Genomic DNA, 18,888 nt, shown 5'->3' on the forward strand with positions numbered 1-18,888 from the left:
AGCCACTCTATGTGGCTAGTTTTTTTTAAGGAGATGTCATGATTTCACTTCCTACACAGCCGTTTGCTAGCACACAAGGCGAAATTTATCTTAATGATTTATCGGACTGGTTAATACTTTATTTTTATCCTAAAGATTCAACCCCAGGGTGTACAACGCAAGCCGTCGATTTTTCTACTTTAAAAAATGATTTTGAAAATACCACAATTATTGGCGTTTCACGCGATAGTATTAAAACACATCAGAATTTCACAGCTAAAAAAGAACTCAGTATTAATTTAATTAGTGATAAAGAAGAAATACTGTGCCAACATTTTGATGTCATTAAAGAAAAAAATATGTATGGCAAAAAAGTAATGGGCATAGAACGCTCAACCTTCATTTTTTACAAAGGCGAGCTCGTTAAAAGCTATCGTAAAGTAAAAGCAGCAGGACATGCCGAGATTATTTTAAAAGATTTAAAAGAATTACAAAAAGCGAGATAATCTCGCTTTATTTTTGTACTAAATCACCATCTACATAGATATCAACGTGATCTGCAATCGACTTCATCTCAAAGTTTTTCATTTGTACTTGTGTCGTTGCTTTAATATGGTTTGGTGTAATAGTGCTATAAAAAACAACAGGGCGTGTTTTACCTTTAATGGTTAGATTACCAAAGACATTATATTTATTACGTCCTAATGCCTGAATTTTTGTACTATCAAATACAATTTTTTGGTATTTATCAGCATTAAAATATTTTTCGCCCAATAACATATCTTTTAAACTACTTGTTGTTGGCTGTATGCTTGGCACTTGCATGGTAAAATTGATCTGTGTTTGAGCAAGTTGAGTTGCATCAAATTTAACTGTTGAATTTACCTCTCCAAATGTAGCATCTACAATTTTAATGCCAAATTTTTTAATATAAAAACCAACTGTTCCTTGATCTGAAAGTTTTGCAGGTTCTAACGCATGGCTAACCGTAATTGCACTCATACAAAGTGTAAATAGCAAAGATTTTTTTAACATTTAAAACCTAAGTTCTTAAAATTTGACTTAGTTTAAACAATTTTGCTTAAGATATTCTTGTTGTAAATCTTGGTAGATTTGTGTCTGTTTAAAATTTACTAAAAAATCTTGTGTCCCTAAGGGTAAATATTGCGTATCAATGTGCCCTTCATAATACGCTTGGCGTAGAGGTGTAGCAGAAATTGAGTTTTTTAAACTCTCTAATGGTACAAGTTGCCAGTTTGGAAACAATTTAAGATAGTAAGATGAATCATCTTTAAAATGACCAATCAAACCAATGTTTGATGCACTGTGTGTTACTTCGTTTACCTTTTGCTTAACTTGTTTTACCCATTTTTCATCGTTATACACATCCACAATATGTACAAATTTAATCCGCTGTTGTTGCTCAGAGGTAAAATTCGATAAAATCATATTTTCGCGTTCTTGTGCTAAAAAAGGATTTTTTAAACTCCGCTCGGACTGTGCAGAACCTAAAGCTAAAACAACAGATTGACTGCGTTGTAATGCAATCTCAACAGTTTGTAAATGTGCATAATGAAATGGCTGAAAACGCCCAATAAAAACCAGATAATCAAACATTTAATTTATTTCTAATAATTGGATAAATTCAAAAGCAGGCTCTTCATAAGGATGGCTTTCTTGTAGTGCAGTAAGCACTTGTTTTGCCAAATGATTAGGTACAATGATTTCTACCCGCCACTCTTCAACATGCATTAACTGATCTAATTTGCCTAAAAACGGTTGCGCAGTACCTTTAGGTTTAAACTGCCCAAGTCCTTTAACTTGCCAAACGCAGTGTTCATAGTCGCCTATTGTACCTGCACCTACCTTAAAAAGCGCGGTTTTTGTCTCTTCCAAATGGCTTTGCGGTACAAAGTAAATCAGTTTTAACATTCCTATCCAAAACGCCCTGTAATATAGGCTTCTGTAAGTTGATGATCGGGTTTGGTAAATACTTTTTCTGTTGCATTTACCTCAATTAAATCGCCTAAGTGGAAATAAGCTGTACGGTCTGAGACACGCGCCGCTTGTTGCATAGAGTGCGTTACAATTGCAATTGTATATTGCGTAGAAAGCTCAGAAATAAGCTCTTCTACTTTTGCAGTTGCAATTGGATCTAATGCAGAACATGGCTCATCCATCAAAATAACTTCAGGGCTAACCGCAATTGTGCGGGCAATACATAAACGTTGTTGCTGACCACCCGATAAACTTGTACCCGATTGATGCAAACGCTCTTTTACTTCGTCCCATAAACCTGCTTTACGCAAACTATTTTCTACAATTTCTTCTAAATCGTATTTATCACGCGCCAATCCATGTAATTTAGGACCGTAAGCTACATTATCAAAAATAGATTTTGGAAACGGGTTTGGTTTTTGAAATACCATGCCTACTTGCGCACGTAATAATACAACATCTAAACGTGGATCATAAATATCTTGCTGATCTAACGTCACTTTTCCTGTTACACGGCACGTATCAATCGTGTCATTCATTCGATTAAGTGTACGCAAAAATGTTGATTTGCCACAACCCGATGGACCAATAAATGCAATGACTTCATTTTGATAAATATCTAAACTAATCCCTTTAATCGCTTCAGTTTCGCCATAGTAAACATGGACATCTTCTGCCGACATTTTTACATCTTTGATAATGGGTTCTTTTTTCAATTCAGAAGGACTATATTGCATCTTTGGTGTACTATTTTGTACAGAATTTTCGTCTAATACTACTGTCATTTTGTGTCTCAATCTTACCAACGAACTTCGAACTTCTTACGCAACCAAATTGCAAGTCCGTTTAGTCCTATCATTAATGCTAAAAGTACGATAATGGCTGCTGCCGTACGTCCTTCAAAAAAGTTACGTAGCTCATTACCCTGCCATAAGAAAATTTGTACAGGTAATGCTGTGGATTGATCAACAGGCGTTGCAGGTACATTTGCAACAAATGCGCTCATACCAATTAAAAGCAAGGGTGCTGTTTCCCCAAGTGCTTGTGCCACACCAATAATGGCACCTGTTAAAATACCGGGTAACGCAAGTGGTAAAATATGGTGAAATACTGTTTGTACATTCGATGCCCCTAAACCCTGTGCAGCTTGGCGAATAGAAGGTGGTACTGCTTTAAGTGCCGCACGCGTCGTAATAATAACGGTCGGTAATGTCATTAAACTCAGTACCAAACCACCAACCAAAGGTGCTGAAAGTGGCAAGTGCATCCAACCAATAAAAATAGCTGCACCTAATAAACCAAATACAATAGAAGGTACTGCTGCTAAGTTATTGATATTTACTTCCACCACATCTGTGATAAAGTTTTTCTTTGCAAACTCTTCTAAGTAAATCGCACTTGCAACCCCTACAGGGATAGAGACAAAAATAACAATCAGCATCATATATAAAGAGCCAACAATCGCACCTGATAAACCACTACTTGCAGGCGAACTACGCGAGTCTGTATTGGTAAAAATTTGGAAGTTAAACTGACTGGTTAACACACCATCTTTTACAAGTTTATCTGCCAACTGACGCACTTCTGGGCTTAACTGTTGTTGTTGGTCAGGCAATTGACGATCAATTTTGCCTGTTACCCAAACATCTACATTAGCGTCAGCAAGTAGCTTCATATCCACTGTTTTGCCGACTAAACTTGAGTCGGCAAAAACCATATCACGCAAGCGATATGCCTCAGAGCTGGTATAAATACTGCGTAAATTATCTTCTTGATGAGTCAAAGATTTATCTTGGTTTTCAATACTTTTAACCAATAATGCATCCCAATCCACCATGCCCATTTTAGTTTGCCAATCAATATAACGCGCTTGATACATTGCAGGTGTTTCATTGGCTTTTTGTACAGGCTTACTCCCTGCATCAATCATTTTAGGATCTAGATACACAGGTACATTTAAGCTCATTTGCCAAAATGCAGGTAAACCTTTGTATAAAATACTGCTAAACAACAAAACAACACACATTAAACCCGTGAGTACAGCAGCCAATCCAAAGAAACGAAAGCCTTTTTCTTTACGGTGACGTTTGGCAAGAGACTGACTGATCTTTTGCTTTCTTTCTTCTCGTGTCATATTCATTCGTATTGCTCACGGTACTTACGCACAATATAAAGTGCCACAATATTTAAGCCCAATGTAATTACAAATAGTGTTAAACCAAGTGCAAATGCAACCAATGCTTGCGGGCTTGCAAAATCGGTATCGCCTGTTAATTGGTTTACAATTGTTACAGTTACGGTAGATACAGCTTCTAATGGATTGACATGCAATAACGGGCTATTGCCTGCTGCAAGTACTACAATCATGGTTTCGCCAATGGCACGCGAGGCAGCCAATAAAAATGCACCAATAATGCCGGGCAATGCTGCAGGTAATACCACTTTACGCACTGTTTCGGCTTGCGTTGCCCCTAAACCAAGTGATCCATCACGCAGTGTTCGTGGTACTTGCGTAATAATGTCATCAGATAAAGAAGACACAAATGGAATAATCATAATACCCATCACAACGCCTGCTGTAAGTGCACTTGTTGCATTGATGCTAATTCCAATAGCATCACCCACTTCTTTAAAAAACGGACCCACAACCATCAAGGCGAATACGCCATATACGATGGTTGGAATACCTGCTAAAACTTCAATGGCAGGTTTTGCCCAAGCGCGTAAACGTGGTGATGCATATTCAGCAAGATAGATTGCGGTCATTAATCCCACAGGAATAGCCACCAACAAAGCCACCGCACTCACCATAAATGTACCCCAGAGCAACGGTAACAAACCGTAACTACCTGATGCATTACCCGATGTGCTAAATCCTGGATTCCACTCTGTGCCAAAGAAAAAATCGATAGGACTGACAAAATGGAAGAAACGCAATGCCTCACTGAGCATAGATAACACAATGCCAATTGTGGTTAAAATGGCAACGCCCGAACACAACGCTAGCCCTATTCTTGTTATTTTTTCAACGTAATTACGTGCACGGTAGTCTTTTTCTACTTTTTTTTGTGTAATCAATAGACCAACTAGAGCCACACATACCACAACAGCAAATTTTGCATAGTTTCCAATTTTTTCAATATTGGCATAATGCTGTGCTGCACTCATTTCATAACTTTGAACTTGATCTGTCACACCAAAACCTGACGCAATTGCATGCACACGATCAAGTAAAACTATTCTTCCTGTTGCATCTAAATTTGCTAAAACATCTTGAGGAATCTGATTAAAAACCACGTGCTTTAACAAAGTTGGTTCAACAATATTCCATAAAATAAAAATTAAAAAAGCAGGAACACCACACCATAACGCAACAAAAGCGCCATAATAGGTAGGACGTGAATGTAACGTTACTGTATTTTTACCTGCACCTGCCAATTTACGACTTTTTCTTAAACCAAATTGATATGCCACTGCAATAAGCGCAAGTAATATCCCTAATACAAGCAGATTCATTTTCTCTCCAAAAAAAAGCGTGTTGTTTTTTTACAACACGCTTTTTCTAATTACTTCACTGTTTTACCAGCTTTAAAGTCTGCTAAAACTTGTGCTCTCTCTGCGTCAGACATTGAAATCAAGCCTGCTTTTTCTAATTTTGAACCTTTTCCTGATACTTTTTTGCTCAAGAAGAATTCAACATACTGCGGCAGGCCTTTCACAACACCTAAATGCTCGCCTTTTACATAAAAGTAAAGTGGACGGGATACAGGATATTGACCATTAAGAATAGTTTTCTCACTTGGCATTACGTTGTTTACAGTTGCTACGCGTAAACGGTCACGGTTTTGCTCATAAAACCCTAACCCAAAAACACCCACTGCATTTGGTGCTGTTTTTAAACGTGCAAGTGTTTCCGTGTAATCGCCTGAAATTTCAATCACTCGACCATCTTTACGGAAAGTCGAACATGCTTTTTCTTGTTCTTCTTTACCTAATTTTTTCATGTAATCGTAAGCGTCACAACCTGCGGTTACCATTTTTTCTTGGAATACTTCACGCGTACCATGGTTAGACGCAGGAATCACCAACAAAATTGGCTCATTTGGAAGTGTTGGATCAATTTGGTTCCAACGCGTATATGGGTTAGGAATTAACTTACCTTTTGCAGGAAGTTTCTCTGCAAGTGCTGCAAATACATGATAAGGCTTTAATTTAAATGCTGGTTGCGATGCGCTAGATGCAAACACAATTCCATCATAACCGACTTTAATTTCTTGTACTTTATTCACACCTGCCTGATGGCAGTTTGAAAGCTCTGTACCTTTAATTTTACGAGATGCATTGGCAATATCAATCGTGTTTTCTGCTACACCTTGACAGAACTGTTTTAAACCACCAGATGTACCCCCAGAACCTACAACAGGTGTTTTAAATTGTGGAAACGTATGTCCAAATTCTTCAGCAACAATACTTGCATACGGCAATACTGTTGATGAGCCTGCAATTTGAATGGTTTCGCGCGCTGCGTTTGCATTCACCCCAACTGTTGCTGCCGTAACAGCAAATGCAAGTGCTAAATATTTCATGGATTTAAGCCCTAAAAAGTTGCTTTATATGTTCGTTTTCCCTGTGAACATTGTGTTTTTTTTATATGACATTTACGTGACAACTAGATGACGCTTTTATGATAGATAAGTGTTTGACGGGTACTTCACTTTTTACACTCAAAAAAAAGGTCACCGTAGTGACCTTTTTTCTTAATCAATCGGTGGTACGTAAGTACCTGAAGCAATCGCATCTTTAATACGCGCTACCTCAGATTGAATTTGAGTTAATAACTCTTTTACATTTTCCATCGTTGCAACAGGGCTTAATAATGTCATTTTTAAAGACTGTACATCGCCCACTTTTGTTACACCCACATTTGCTTCGCCACCCGCAAATAGTTCATCTGCTACGTTTTGGTTCAAGATGTCTATCAAATCTGATGGATAGCCTTGTGGTACAACACGGAAAAGTACCGATGCAAATTGTGGCTCAATCAATAATTCTAGCTCAGCAGAATTCTTGATATATTGTGCAGCCTCTTGCGATAACTTCACACCATGATCAATCATTGAGCCATAAAGTTCTTCACCTAATGCTTCTATCGTCATCCACAATTTCAACGCATCAAAACGGCGTGTTGTTTGTAAAGATTTAGACACAAGGTTAGGTACGCCATGCTCTTCATCATAAGCAGAGTTTAAATATTCTGCTTCATAATGCATAAAGCGATAGTTGGCTTCATCTTTAAGTAAGAAAGCACCACAGCTAATGGTTTGGAAATAATGCTTATGGAAATCAAGCGTTACAGAATCTGCTTGTTCTAAACCATCTAACCAATGACGGTAGTCATTTGATAAAATTAAAGCACCACCCCAAGCGGCATCAACATGCATCCAAGCATTATACTTATTAGTAATTGCACGGATTTCTTTTAATGGGTCAATTGCGCCTGCGTCTGTTGTACCCGCAGTTGCAACCACACATGCCACAATTTTGCCATCTGCTTGTAGTTGTGCCATTGTTTTTTCTAAGGCATCAACATCCATTTGCGCTTTGTTGTTGGTTGGCACAGTCACCACAGACTGAAAGCCCATTCCCATCAATGCCATGTTTTTTTGTACAGAAAAGTGAGCATTCTCAGAACAAATCACTTTTACATTTTTCATGGCTTCGCTTGGAATGCCATCACGCTGTACAGAATGTCCCGCCCAATACGATGCAATACACTTATCACGTGCAAGTAATACGCCCATTAAGTTAGACTGCGTACCACCTGAGGTAAACACGCCTGCCTGACCTGCACCATAACCAATTTTTTGGCGCAACCAATCAATCAACTGCACTTCCATCAATGAACCTGCAGGGCTTTGATCCCAAGAATCCATTGATTGGTTTGTTGCATTAATCAGCACTTCAGCAATTTGACTAATCACCATGGTTGGGCAATGCAAATGTGCTAAAGAATGTGGATGATGAACTTTTAAACTTTTATTTAAAAATAGTTCAATCATACGGTTTAATGCATTTTGAACGCCTAAGCCCTCAGAAGTTGCATTAAAAGCAATGGCAGCGCGTAGCTCTTTAATGCTACCGCCTGTATACATTTTTTCATTTTGCAACCATGCACTCACTGCCTTTACGGCTTGTGCCATTGCCGACTCATAGTCAGCAATGGATTGTGCATCATTACATAACAACGCTTGGCGATGTTGTGTAAAATCAACCATTAATTATGCACCTCGTACAGAAACAAGCGCTTCTTGTACTGCTTTTTTGAAGCGAGCAATCACTTCCACACATTCTTCTTGTGTAATAATGAGTGGGCAAAGTAAACGAATTACCGTACCGTGACGACCGCCTTTTTCTAATAAAAGTTGGTTATTAAAACATGCCGTTTGAATTGCAGCTGCAAGTGCGCTATCAGCAGGGAAAGAACCCATATGATCAGCAGGTTTACGCTCATCTACAATTTCAACACCTAGCATTAAGCCACGACCACGCACATTACCAATACATGGTAATTCTTGCGCAAGTTTCTTTAACTCTGCTTGCAAGTAGTCGCCACGTTCTTGGGCATTTTTCGCTAAGTTTTGCTCTTTAATCACATTTAAAGAGGCTAAACCTGTACCCATTGCCATTTGGTTACCACGGAATGTTCCTGTGTGTGTACCTGGTTGCCACGCATCAAATTTGCGTTTAATACCTAATACCGCAAGTGGTAAGCTACCACCTACTGCTTTAGACATAACAATCACATCAGGTTCAATGTCCGCATGTTCAAAAGCAAACATTTTACCTGAACGCGAAAAGCCTGCTTGCACTTCATCAAGTACCAATAAAATGCCATGCTTTTCGGTCACTTCGCGGATTTTACGTAACCATTTTGTTGGTGCAACCACAACACCGCCTTCACCCTGAATTGCTTCTAAGATCACAGCAGCAGGTTTTGTAACACCGCTTTCTACGTCTTCGATAAACTGTTCAAAGTAGTACGTTAATGCGTCTACCCCTGCTTCACCACCTAAACCAAGTGGGCAACGGTATTCGTGTGGGTATGGTAAAAATTGCACACCCGGCATCAAATTTTGAACGGCATTTTTAGCCCCTAAGTTCCCTGTCATAGACAACGAACCATGGGTCATACCATGATAACCACCAGAAAAACTAATTACAGAACCACGCCCTGTATATGTTTTTGCAAGTTTAATAGCTGCTTCGGTTGCATCTGCACCTGATGGGCCACAAAACTGTAAGCAATATGCTTCTTTACCACCGGGTAATTCAGCAAGTAATGCTTCTGTAAAAGCATCTTTTAATGGTGTTGTTAAATCTAAAGTATGTAATGGCACACCACTTGTGAGTGTATCGTGAATACTTTGAATGACAGCAGGATGATTATGACCTAAAGCCAATGTACCTGCACCAGCTAGACAGTCGAGGTATTTTGTACCTTCAACGTCGGTAACCCAGCACCCCTGTGCTTGTGCTATCGCTAACGGTAATTTACGTGGATAACTACGAACATTTGATTCCATTTGACTTTGGCGAGTCAAGTAGTATTCGTTAGTAGAAGGGGTGGCAGAATTAACTGAATTAACGCTCATATCGGATTACCATCTCAGATAAGGGTTGAAAGAAATAAGTCGGGTGACTTTTGGTCCTTTGACTCGGTGCTTGTAATAGTCTAGTCAGGTCTAATTGTATGAACTAGGAGGGCGATAATACGCTTTTCTGTATAAAAATAAAGTTTTTTTACGTTTAATTTTTATACATAATTAAGCATAAATTGCCATAGCCCAAGTATGACGGCACTTTATGACCAAATGACGACAAGACTAATTGAGTAATATCTAAACAACTGTTTTTATACTTATGATTTTTATATCTTTTAAAGCAAATAAATGTTGTTATAAACACAACAAAGGGTATACAAAACTTGCCACATAACACTTTAAAATAATTTAAAAATGGGAAGACTTTATATGCGTAAACTTGTACTTGCTACCACTTTATTATGTACAACCACTGTTACCTTTGCAGAACCACTTAACTATAATATTTTAAATATTCAAGCTGAGGCAAGCCGTGAAGTATCTAACGATGAAATGAGCGCAGTCTTATACATCGAAAAGACTAACAAACAACCAAGTGAGCTTGCCAATCAGGTCAGTCTACTGATGAACCAAGGTTTAGCACTCGCTAAAAAATATCCTCAAGTACAGGTCAAAACAGGTCCACAACGTACTTATCCAATTTACGACAACGATTCTAATAAGCTAAAAGAATGGCGTGCGCGGGCAGAAATTCAAATTAATAGCCAAGATTTCAAAGCTGCCAGTAACCTAATTAGTGAATTACAGCAAAATTTCCAAACACAAAATATTCAATTTTCTGTTTCAGACGAACAACGTAAAAAAGTTGAGAACGAGTTATTAGTTGATGCATCTCGCAACTTCCAACAGCGTGCGCAAACGTTAGCACAAGCGTGGCATAAAACCAGCTATGATGTGGTTAACCTAAATATTGACACCAATAACAATAGTGCACCTGCACCAATGATGATGATGATGGCAAAGTCACGCGTTGCTGATAGTGCTGTAAGCCAAGATGTAAGCAGTGGTGAATCTAAAATTACTGTTAGTGCAAATGGAACAATTCAATTAAAATAGAGCCATGAAATATTTCCATGCTCCCTCTATTCGCTGTACAGACGAAGATAATGTTTTAACGATTGGTCTGGCAGATGATGAATTTGATCCAATAGATTTTGTAATTTTAAGCCGTTTAGGTGAAGGCGAGTACGCTCGATTTTATCTATCAATCAATGATAACGACATTGAGTTTGAAAATGTGATCGAAAGTATTCACCTTTCATTTGATACATTAACACTCAATATTCTGCCTAAAGAGCAAGAAGCTGTTGATTACAAACGTATTCAAGTTGAACTACGTGATGATGACTCCGAACTCAAACGCTATTTAAAACGTATGTTTAAAAGTAGCCATGTAGAACTTAAGCTATAAAAAAAAAGAGCAGTATTACTGCTCTTTTTTTTATTTTGTAAATGGTAGTGAGTATTTTAAGATACGCCCCACCACTTGCCCGTATTGCTTTGCTAAACTTGCATTATTGTAGTTTAAGCCATATTTTTTACATACTGCTTCTACTTTTGGCGCAATTTGGCGATAACGGCGTCCCGGCATTTCTGGAAACAGATGATGTTCAATTTGATGACTCAAATGCCCTGTCATAATATGAAACAACTCTGAGCCTTGTAAGTTAGAAGAGCCACGAATTTGACGCATATACCAATGACCACGACTTTCATTCCGCAATACACTTTTTGGAAACACTTCAACATCTTTAGTAAAGTGACCACAAAAAATAATACTAAATGTCCATACGTTACGAATACCATTTGCCACACAGTTACCTGCTAAAACAGGTAATGCATTTGGTCCTGCAATTAATGGAAAGAATACATAATCTTTAAATAACTGCTTACCAATTTTATTTTGGAGCGGTTTCCACTCTTTCCAAAATTGTTTTGCCGTTTTACGTCCAAATAAAACACGCCCAATTTCTAGGCTCTGAATTGCCACACCCCATTGAAATAATAAACAAAATGGAATGCAGTATAATGGCTGTAATAAATAACCTTTTTTCCAACGTTGTTCAGGGAACAAACGTACCATCCCATAACCGATATCATCATCCATACCTCTAATATTGGTAAATGTATGATGTGTATAGTTATGTGTTTGACGCCAGTTATCTGCCGTTCCAACAATGTCCCACTCGTATGACTTGCCCATCAACTTAGGATCATTCATCCAGTCATATTGACCATGCATAACATTGTGACCGACTTCCATATTTTCAAGGATTTTAGCCGCACCGAGTAAACCTGTGCCCAAAATCCATGCTGGCGGAAACCATCCTGCAAACAATAAACCACGACCTGCAATACTCATATAACGTACTGCAGAATAGACACGGCGGATATATTGCGCGTCTTTTTCGCCTAAGTCGTCTAAAACTTCTTGCTTAATTGCATCTAACTCTTGTGCTAACGCGTCTAATTCAGCTTGAGTAAGATCACGATTTTTCGAATTTTTAAAATACTGCGGTTGAACTTGCATATTCATAATATTACTCTCTTATAGATCAAGCACAAGATCAGACTTAGCTGAGTTAACACAAATACGAACTGAATTGTTCGGTTCTGCATTTTCAGATTGATCAATGGTATTTTTAGTCACACCACTGACTTTATTACATGCACACTTATTACAAATACCCATACGACAACCATAAATTGGTTTAATTTGGGCTTGTTCAAGTGCATCTAATAAGCCTTGTCCTTTTTGAACTTCTACAATCTTATTAGAACGAGTAAGTGTGAGTTTAACTGTCCCTTCTTCATTGTTTTCAATCGGGGTTAAACTAAACGCTTCACTCTTAAATACTTTAGCATCTTGAAATAATTGCGCTGCTGTATTTACAAAACCTGATGGTCCACATGCAAATACCGTTTTTGTATCTAACTGTTCAATGTTAGATACATGCAATTCGTTAAGGCGCTGTGCTGGCGTTTCATTATCTTGTGTACATAAAATATCAAGTTTAAAAAGTGGGTACTTTTCTGCCCACTGTTCAAAGACTTGTTTAAACGCCACACCTTCTTGATGCTTTGCCCAATACATTAAATGAATATTGAGCTTTGCCAATAAACCTTTTTTCTCTAACGCATAAAGCATGCTATACATCGGTGTAATGCCACTGCCTGCGGCAAGCAATACCACATCATTTAAGTCAGGGGCATCAAGTAGCATATCGCCATAAGGCACACCAAATTCAATCACATCATTAATTTTAGCGGTTTGGCAAAGCCATGTACTTACAATACCGTTAGGCACTTGTTTTAAAGTCAGTTGAACATGACGATCATCTATTTGCGTTAAGCTATAAGTTCGCTCATAACGGCGCCCTGCAATTTCAACAATAACAGGATGGTGTTGACCTGATAATCCAAACTGCATACGTTTATTACATTCAAGTGTTAATGTAAAAATATCATCCGCCACTTTTTCTCGCTTACAAATACGCCCTAACATTTGATACGTTGACCAAAGTGGGTTCATTTTTTGTAGCCAAAAATTCATAGTATGGCGTTCAAACACGCTCTCTGTAAAAAAATTAAGTGTCTGATTTTTTGTTGATACACGATGCATATTAGGTCATCTCAATTATGACGTTTTAATTATTATACACATGTATATATATATGTATAGTATTAAAAACACTTCGTTACGCTATTTCTTCTATCCACTTTATAAGGCTATAATCTAGCAATAAATAAAAAGCACACATGGATCATATGACCTCTGTATCTACCCATACTCAATATGCGCAACCTGACTTATCTGAAGATCAGGTTAAAACTGTGACGCGCAGTGTGGGTCGTAAAGCAACGATTACCAAAGAAGAGTTATTCCAAGCTGCACTTAACTTAATTGGTTCACAAAAAAGTATTGCTGCGCTAAGTTTACGTGAAGTTGCACGCGAGGCAGGTATTGCGCCTAACAGCTTTTATCGTCACTTTAAAGATATTGATCAACTTGCCATTGAACTCATTAATCGAGCGGGTTTGGTACTGCGTCATATTATTCGAGAAGCACGCCTACGTGCCATTAAACAAGAAAGTATTATTCGCAGTTCCGTAGAAGTATTTTTACAACAGCTTGATGCAGATGAAGGTCACTTAGGGCTATTATTACGTGAAGGCTATACAGGCTCTATTTCGTATAAACAAGCAGTAGAGCAACAACTTAATTTTTTCCAACAAGAACTCCAAGAAGATCTTGTACGTTTAGAAGCGCTCAATAATAGCCGTTTAAGCCATCCTGAAATTGTGTCAGTTGCGATTACTCAACTTGTATTTAATATGGGCGCAAAAGTATTAGACTTACCCGAGAAAGAACGGCGCCGTACTGCCGAACAAACTATGCTCATGATCCGCATGATTTTAGAAGGTGCACGCCACTTAAAAAATAGCGAATAAATCTATTTTCTATAAAATGTTATCAGGTTAGAATCGGTCGATCATTCACGCTGTTGTGAATGCTATTTTTAAAGCCGATGAATTATGAAAATTTTAACTGATAAACAATGTGTGTTGGCAAGTTATATTTTGATGTTTTTATTTCTCATCTTTGTCATACCATTGCATCTTCTTCCCTGTTTTTTTGTAGGCTTTTTAATTTTTGATATTATTAAAAGCATCAGCAGAATTTTAGATCGCTACACATCAAGCCATATTGCCAAAGTGAGTTTAAGTATTGGCATTGGTGTTATTATTGCCACTTTAATTGGACTTGGTATTACGAGCTTAATTAGCTTTGTAGTGTATGACTTACAAGGTGCAGGTAATTCTGTCTTAAGTACGCAAATTGACCAAACACTCATTAGTATTCAAGAAGAAATTTCTAAATATCTACCCAATTACATTCCGTACGATATGACGGATATAAAACATAAATTAATCGCCTTCTCAAAAGATAATGTGGATACATTACGCCATACAGGCTCAGATATTTTGCATAATCTTGCAACTACACTGATTGGCTTAATTGTAGGGATTATGGTGTCTACTTATAACGCACCACAAGAACCACAGCCTGCTTTTAAAGCCGCACTTTTAGAGCGAATCAATAACCTTGCGGTTTCATTTAGAAATGTTGTATTTGCACAATTTAAAATTTCGCTGATTAACACCGTTCTGTTTATGGTTTTTGTATTTGCCCTATTACCTATTTTTGGTGTATCTCTACCATTTGCCAAAACACTGACTATCTTAACGTTTATTTTTGGCTTGCTCCCAATTGTTGGAAATTTACTTTCTAATACGCTTATTGTAATGTCAGGTCTTACCATTTCATTACCTGTCGCAACAAGCTGTTTGGTGTATTTAGTGGTTATTCATAAGCTTGAATACTTTGTTAACGCACAAATTATTGGTACAAAAATTAATGCACGTTCGTGGGAAGTATTACTTGCCATGTTATTGTTTGAATCTGTATTTGGTTTAGGCGGTTTAATTGCAGCCCCTATCTTTTATGCATACATCAAACTTGAATTTACAAATGCCGAACTCATTTAATAAAAAAGCCCTCAATTTTGAGGGCTTTTTTTTATGGCTTAACCACCACTAAAACTTGAATTGCTTCGGGTGTTACTCCTAAAGAATCTAACAACGTTAAACCTTCATTTTGGAACTTTTGTAAACGGTCAATTTCGTCTTGGCGAATACTTGGATTAAACTGTTTTAAATACGTTAAACGGTCAATCTCATATTGCCACTGTTTGCCGTAATTCTCTTTTGCTTGCTCAATCATGGTTGGTAGTTCTTGTTTTGCGACTTCCAATGCTTGTGCATAACGTTGTTCAATCGTTTCACGGCGTGCTTTCACCACTTGACGACAACTGTTGCCATCTAAATGGGTTAAATGTGGACGTAACATCATTGGGTCTACTTTTGCAGACAAGTCTTGTCCATTTTCACTTAAAAAGACACGTATCAGCTGTTTTGGCAAACTTGCTGCAAGGTTAAGCGACTTAGGCGACACCACATCTACTTTAAACCAAACCTCAAGAAGTACCGTACCCGCCTTAATTGCATTCGATTTTAACAATGCAACATTGGTGCTACCAAATGCTTGAGTATTAATCATTTCCATCACACTTTCAATAAATGGATGTTCTAATGTTAAATACTGTGCATCTTCACGAATTTGAGCTTGGTCACGATAGAACGTTGCCGTAATGCCTTCTTCGTCTAAATCTAAGCCTTGTACTTGCATTTGATCGGTTGGTTTGATGATCACCGTACCATTGCTTTGCTCATCAAAATCAATATTGGTGGATGACATAAAACGCTTCATAAACATCGGCAGCGTGGTGTTATCATCATAATCGTCTAGTGCTTGTACAATATTTTGTGCAACCACAGGGCGACAAGAATTATATTCTAATAAACGATCTCGTCCTGCTTGCATCTCTGCTTCTAAAGCAGCGCGCTGTACACTCACCTCTTCAAGCAAGTCATCAAAACGTTGCCCTTGATCTGACAATAAGCAATCTTTGAGTTCTACAATGAAGTTTTCTTGTAGTGTTTGTGCTGTTGGCGAAATATTACTAAAAATATTTAAAGCTTCGTTATACCAACGGAACATACGTTCTTGTGCTGTTCCTTTTAAGTACGGCACATGAATTTGAATACGGTTTTCTTGACCAATACGGTCTAAACGACCAATACGTTGTTCTAATACGTCAGGGTTTGCAGGTAAATCAAATAAAATAAGATCACTTGCAAATTGGAAGTTACGTCCTTCAGAACCGATTTCAGAACACAACAAGATTTGTGCGCCGTTATCTTCTTCTGCGAAATACGCTGCGGCTTGGTCACGCTCTAATAAGCTCATGCCTTCATGGAACATGGCAGTACGAATACCTGCATGTAAGCGCAATACGTTTTCTAACGATTCCACCACAGGACCACTACGTGCAATCAGTAACACTTTATTGTGTTTTAAATCTTTACGTAGAATTTCCATCAACCATTCTACACGTGGGTCTGTTTGCATCCACGCGCCATCAAGTTGGTTTTCTTCTGCCCACATTTGCTCACGTAATTTGCCCGACGTTGCCCATGTGCTCGGTGCAACCAATCCTGCAGGGCGACAATCACGACCAGGAAAACCCTGAATTGCTTCACGGGTATTACGGAACAAGATACGCCCCGTACCATGACGATCTAATAATTCTTGAATTGCTTGGTAACGCTGTTCTGCTTGGTCTTCAATACGATGTCCAAGAAGTTGCTCAACTGCTACAAAATGCTGTTCTTGCAAAGGTTCATCAGACATCAATACTTCTGCAATTTTTGCCGTATGTTGATACTGTTCTTCTTCATCTAAAAAGCGATCTAACGAACTAAAACGTTGTGGGTCTAGCAAACGTAAACGGGCAAAATGACTCTCTACACCTAATTGCTCAGGCGTTGCAGTGAGCAGTAAAACACCTGCCGTTTGTTCTGCAAGTTCTTCTACAAGGTCATAACGGTCGTTACCGCCTTCTTCTTCATTCCACATCAAATGATGTGCTTCATCCACCACAAGCAGATCAAACCCTGCTTCTAAAGCTTGCTCACGTAAATCTTCGTGATCCACCATCAAGTCAACACTTGCAATAATACATTGCTCGGTTAAAAACGGATTTAGCTCAGGATCGTGCTCTTTAATGGCAGCCGTACGTGTTAAATCAAACAATGAAAAGTTCAGATTAAAACGGCGGCGCATTTCAATCATCCATTGATATTGTAATGAATCAGGTACAAGTACCAAAATACGCTCTGAGCGACCTGTTTTAAGCTGTTGATGAATAATCAAACCTGCTTCAATGGTTTTACCTAAACCCACTTCATCGGCAAGTAACACACGTGGTGCAAAACGCTTACCTACTTCGTGTGCAATATAAAGCTGATGCGGAATTAAACCCACACGTGCACCCACTAAGCCACGTAAGGCATTGGTTTTCATATTGGCTTGCATTTGCATAGCTTCAATACGTAGGTCATACCATGCTTTGGTATCTACCTGACTTGCAAGCAAACGATCAAGCGGTTTTGCAAGCTGAATTTGTGCACCAACACGGGTTTCGTTGAGTGCTTTACGCTCTTCTTCACCATTTTCTAATGTACGTACGGCGTTATAACGAATAACTCCAAAACGCTCATCAAATGACTCAACTTTCCATGCTGTGCCTTCTTGGTCATGAATTTCGTCATTGATGTTAAAAATAATGCGTGATAAAGGCGCATTGCTACGGGCATATACACGAGTTTCATCACTCTTTGGAAATAAAATGCTGACGGAGCGTTCGTCTGCATCAATAACAACACCTAAACCAAGTTCCGTTTCTGTATCGGATAACCAACGTTGACCAATAGCAAACTGTTGCAATGTTTTCACCTTTTCTCAAGCTTGCACTAAATAACCGTACCGAAGCGTTGGTTTTTAGCTGTTTATTTCAATGGGAGGATTTTCGCATAAAGCGTAGTAAAAAGAGAGCCTAATTTACGAGCAATTCTTTTAAAAATGTTAAAACGGCACGTCACACTCAAAATGAAGCATTTGTGCAGTTTGAGGATGTGCAAAACTTAACTGATGTGCATGCAAACACAAACGATCTGTATATAAAAAATCTTGGGCGTACAGCGTGTCACCCATAATTGGATGACCTAAATACTGCATATGCACACGTAATTGATGAGCACGTCCTGTAACTGGTGTTAATTTAACGCGTGTTACAGCGTGACCATTTATCTCAAAATTTTCTACGACTTCCCACTGTGTAATAGCGGGTTTATTGTGATTTGGATCGACAATATGCAGTGGCGGATGCTCAGGGTCATAAATCACAGGAATATCAATAGTACCTTGTCCTGTTAAATGCCCTGCAACCACGGCTTGATATGTTTTTGTTGTTTCACGGTCTTGGAATTGTCTTGAAATTTTATTTTGACCTAAACGTGACAAGGCAAAGACTAAAATACCCGAAGTATCTCGGTCTAAACGATGAATCAGCAACGTTTTAGGTTCTACGGCAAGTAAACGTGTTTGTACGCTATCGGCAATATCTTTGCCCGGTACACTTAAAATACCCGCAGGTTTGTTGATCACCATGAAATCATCATCGCGATAAATGAGATGTTCGGTTAGAAAATTATTCAAAACTTAATTCCATCGGATCGCCAAAACAAGGCGTGCCATAATAAAAACCTTAACTTAGAAATACAAGTA

Annotated in this window: 18 protein-coding genes; 5 read left to right on the top strand and 13 right to left on the bottom strand. The window is 38.3% G+C overall.

Annotation, left to right across the window (positions count from 1 at the left end; translation table 11 throughout):
* The first annotated feature begins 38 nt into the window (after positions 1 to 38).
* Positions 39 to 485, top strand: a complete 447-nt coding sequence (locus PCI70_RS04175) for a peroxiredoxin (RefSeq protein ID WP_269914104.1) — start codon at positions 39 to 41, stop codon at positions 483 to 485.
* 7 nt (positions 486 to 492) lie between these two features.
* On the opposite strand, the gene PCI70_RS04180 is transcribed toward PCI70_RS04175, so the two are convergent.
* The 9 genes from PCI70_RS04180 to PCI70_RS04220 form a co-directional block, all read right to left on the bottom strand.
* The gene (locus PCI70_RS04180; protein ID WP_269914105.1) at positions 493 to 1,014 is read right to left on the bottom strand and encodes a YceI family protein; all 522 of its coding nucleotides are present in this window, start codon (positions 1,012 to 1,014) and stop codon (positions 493 to 495) included.
* Between the two features lie 27 nt (positions 1,015 to 1,041).
* Positions 1,042 to 1,596 carry a nicotinate-nicotinamide nucleotide adenylyltransferase gene (locus tag PCI70_RS04185; RefSeq protein WP_269914106.1) on the bottom strand — a complete coding sequence of 185 codons (555 nt, stop codon included), beginning with the start codon at positions 1,594 to 1,596 and terminating at the stop codon, positions 1,042 to 1,044.
* Positions 1,597 to 1,911, bottom strand: coding sequence for an NGG1p interacting factor NIF3 (locus PCI70_RS04190; RefSeq protein WP_269914107.1), 315 nt, complete (start codon positions 1,909 to 1,911; stop codon positions 1,597 to 1,599). It lies immediately after the preceding gene.
* Between the two features lie 2 nt (positions 1,912 to 1,913).
* A complete protein-coding gene (pstB, locus tag PCI70_RS04195) occupies positions 1,914 to 2,762 on the bottom strand; it encodes a phosphate ABC transporter ATP-binding protein PstB (RefSeq protein ID WP_269914108.1) in 849 nt (282 codons plus the stop codon).
* A gap of 14 nt (positions 2,763 to 2,776) precedes the next feature.
* Entirely contained in the window at positions 2,777 to 4,117 is a 1,341-nt protein-coding gene (pstA, locus tag PCI70_RS04200; RefSeq protein WP_269914109.1) for a phosphate ABC transporter permease PstA, read from the bottom strand.
* Positions 4,114 to 5,493, bottom strand: coding sequence for a phosphate ABC transporter permease subunit PstC (gene pstC, locus PCI70_RS04205; protein ID WP_269914110.1), 1,380 nt, complete (start codon positions 5,491 to 5,493; stop codon positions 4,114 to 4,116). Before pstC ends, pstA begins: the two co-directional genes overlap by 4 nt.
* Positions 5,494 to 5,543: 50 nt before the next feature.
* Positions 5,544 to 6,563: a substrate-binding domain-containing protein gene (locus PCI70_RS04210; protein ID WP_269914111.1), complete on the bottom strand. Its 1,020-nt coding sequence runs from the start codon at positions 6,561 to 6,563 to the stop codon at positions 5,544 to 5,546.
* Positions 6,564 to 6,734: 171 nt separating this feature from the next.
* Complete coding sequence (locus PCI70_RS04215; protein ID WP_269914112.1) at positions 6,735 to 8,252, bottom strand: pyridoxal phosphate-dependent decarboxylase family protein; 1,518 nt, start codon at positions 8,250 to 8,252, stop codon at positions 6,735 to 6,737.
* 3 nt (positions 8,253 to 8,255) lie between these two features.
* Positions 8,256 to 9,629 carry a diaminobutyrate--2-oxoglutarate transaminase gene (locus tag PCI70_RS04220; protein ID WP_269914113.1) on the bottom strand — a complete coding sequence of 458 codons (1,374 nt, stop codon included), beginning with the start codon at positions 9,627 to 9,629 and terminating at the stop codon, positions 8,256 to 8,258.
* Between the two features lie 378 nt (positions 9,630 to 10,007).
* Here PCI70_RS04220 and PCI70_RS04225 point away from each other — a divergent pair, with 378 nt between their 5' ends.
* Both PCI70_RS04225 and PCI70_RS04230 read left to right on the top strand, forming a co-directional pair.
* Positions 10,008 to 10,694, top strand: coding sequence for an SIMPL domain-containing protein (locus PCI70_RS04225; RefSeq protein ID WP_269914114.1), 687 nt, complete (start codon positions 10,008 to 10,010; stop codon positions 10,692 to 10,694).
* A gap of 4 nt (positions 10,695 to 10,698) precedes the next feature.
* Positions 10,699 to 11,049, top strand: a complete 351-nt coding sequence (locus tag PCI70_RS04230; RefSeq protein ID WP_269914115.1) for a hypothetical protein — start codon at positions 10,699 to 10,701, stop codon at positions 11,047 to 11,049.
* 30 nt (positions 11,050 to 11,079) lie between these two features.
* Here the strand turns inward: PCI70_RS04230 and PCI70_RS04235 are convergent, their stop codons facing one another.
* Positions 11,080 to 12,174: a fatty acid desaturase family protein gene (locus tag PCI70_RS04235; RefSeq protein WP_269914116.1), complete on the bottom strand. Its 1,095-nt coding sequence runs from the start codon at positions 12,172 to 12,174 to the stop codon at positions 11,080 to 11,082.
* Between the two features lie 12 nt (positions 12,175 to 12,186).
* Positions 12,187 to 13,260: a flavin reductase family protein gene (locus PCI70_RS04240; protein WP_269914117.1), complete on the bottom strand. Its 1,074-nt coding sequence runs from the start codon at positions 13,258 to 13,260 to the stop codon at positions 12,187 to 12,189.
* Positions 13,261 to 13,406: 146 nt separating this feature from the next.
* Between PCI70_RS04240 and fabR the strand changes: the two genes are divergently transcribed.
* Together fabR and PCI70_RS04250 are read left to right on the top strand one after the other, a co-directional pair.
* Positions 13,407 to 14,090 carry an HTH-type transcriptional repressor FabR gene (gene fabR, locus PCI70_RS04245; protein ID WP_269914294.1) on the top strand — a complete coding sequence of 228 codons (684 nt, stop codon included), beginning with the start codon at positions 13,407 to 13,409 and terminating at the stop codon, positions 14,088 to 14,090.
* 84 nt (positions 14,091 to 14,174) lie between these two features.
* A complete protein-coding gene (locus PCI70_RS04250) occupies positions 14,175 to 15,188 on the top strand; it encodes an AI-2E family transporter (RefSeq protein ID WP_269914118.1) in 1,014 nt (337 codons plus the stop codon).
* Between the two features lie 31 nt (positions 15,189 to 15,219).
* Here the strand turns inward: PCI70_RS04250 and rapA are convergent, their stop codons facing one another.
* A complete protein-coding gene (gene rapA, locus PCI70_RS04255) occupies positions 15,220 to 18,057 on the bottom strand; it encodes an RNA polymerase-associated protein RapA (RefSeq protein ID WP_269914119.1) in 2,838 nt (945 codons plus the stop codon).
* 129 nt (positions 18,058 to 18,186) lie between these two features.
* Positions 18,187 to 18,819: an RluA family pseudouridine synthase gene (locus tag PCI70_RS04260; RefSeq protein ID WP_269914120.1), complete on the bottom strand. Its 633-nt coding sequence runs from the start codon at positions 18,817 to 18,819 to the stop codon at positions 18,187 to 18,189.
* Positions 18,820 to 18,888: the final 69 nt, after the last annotated feature.

Origin of the sequence: Acinetobacter sp. HY1485 (assembly GCF_027568475.1) — a bacterium.
Taxonomy (GTDB): Bacteria; Pseudomonadota; Gammaproteobacteria; order Pseudomonadales; family Moraxellaceae; genus Acinetobacter.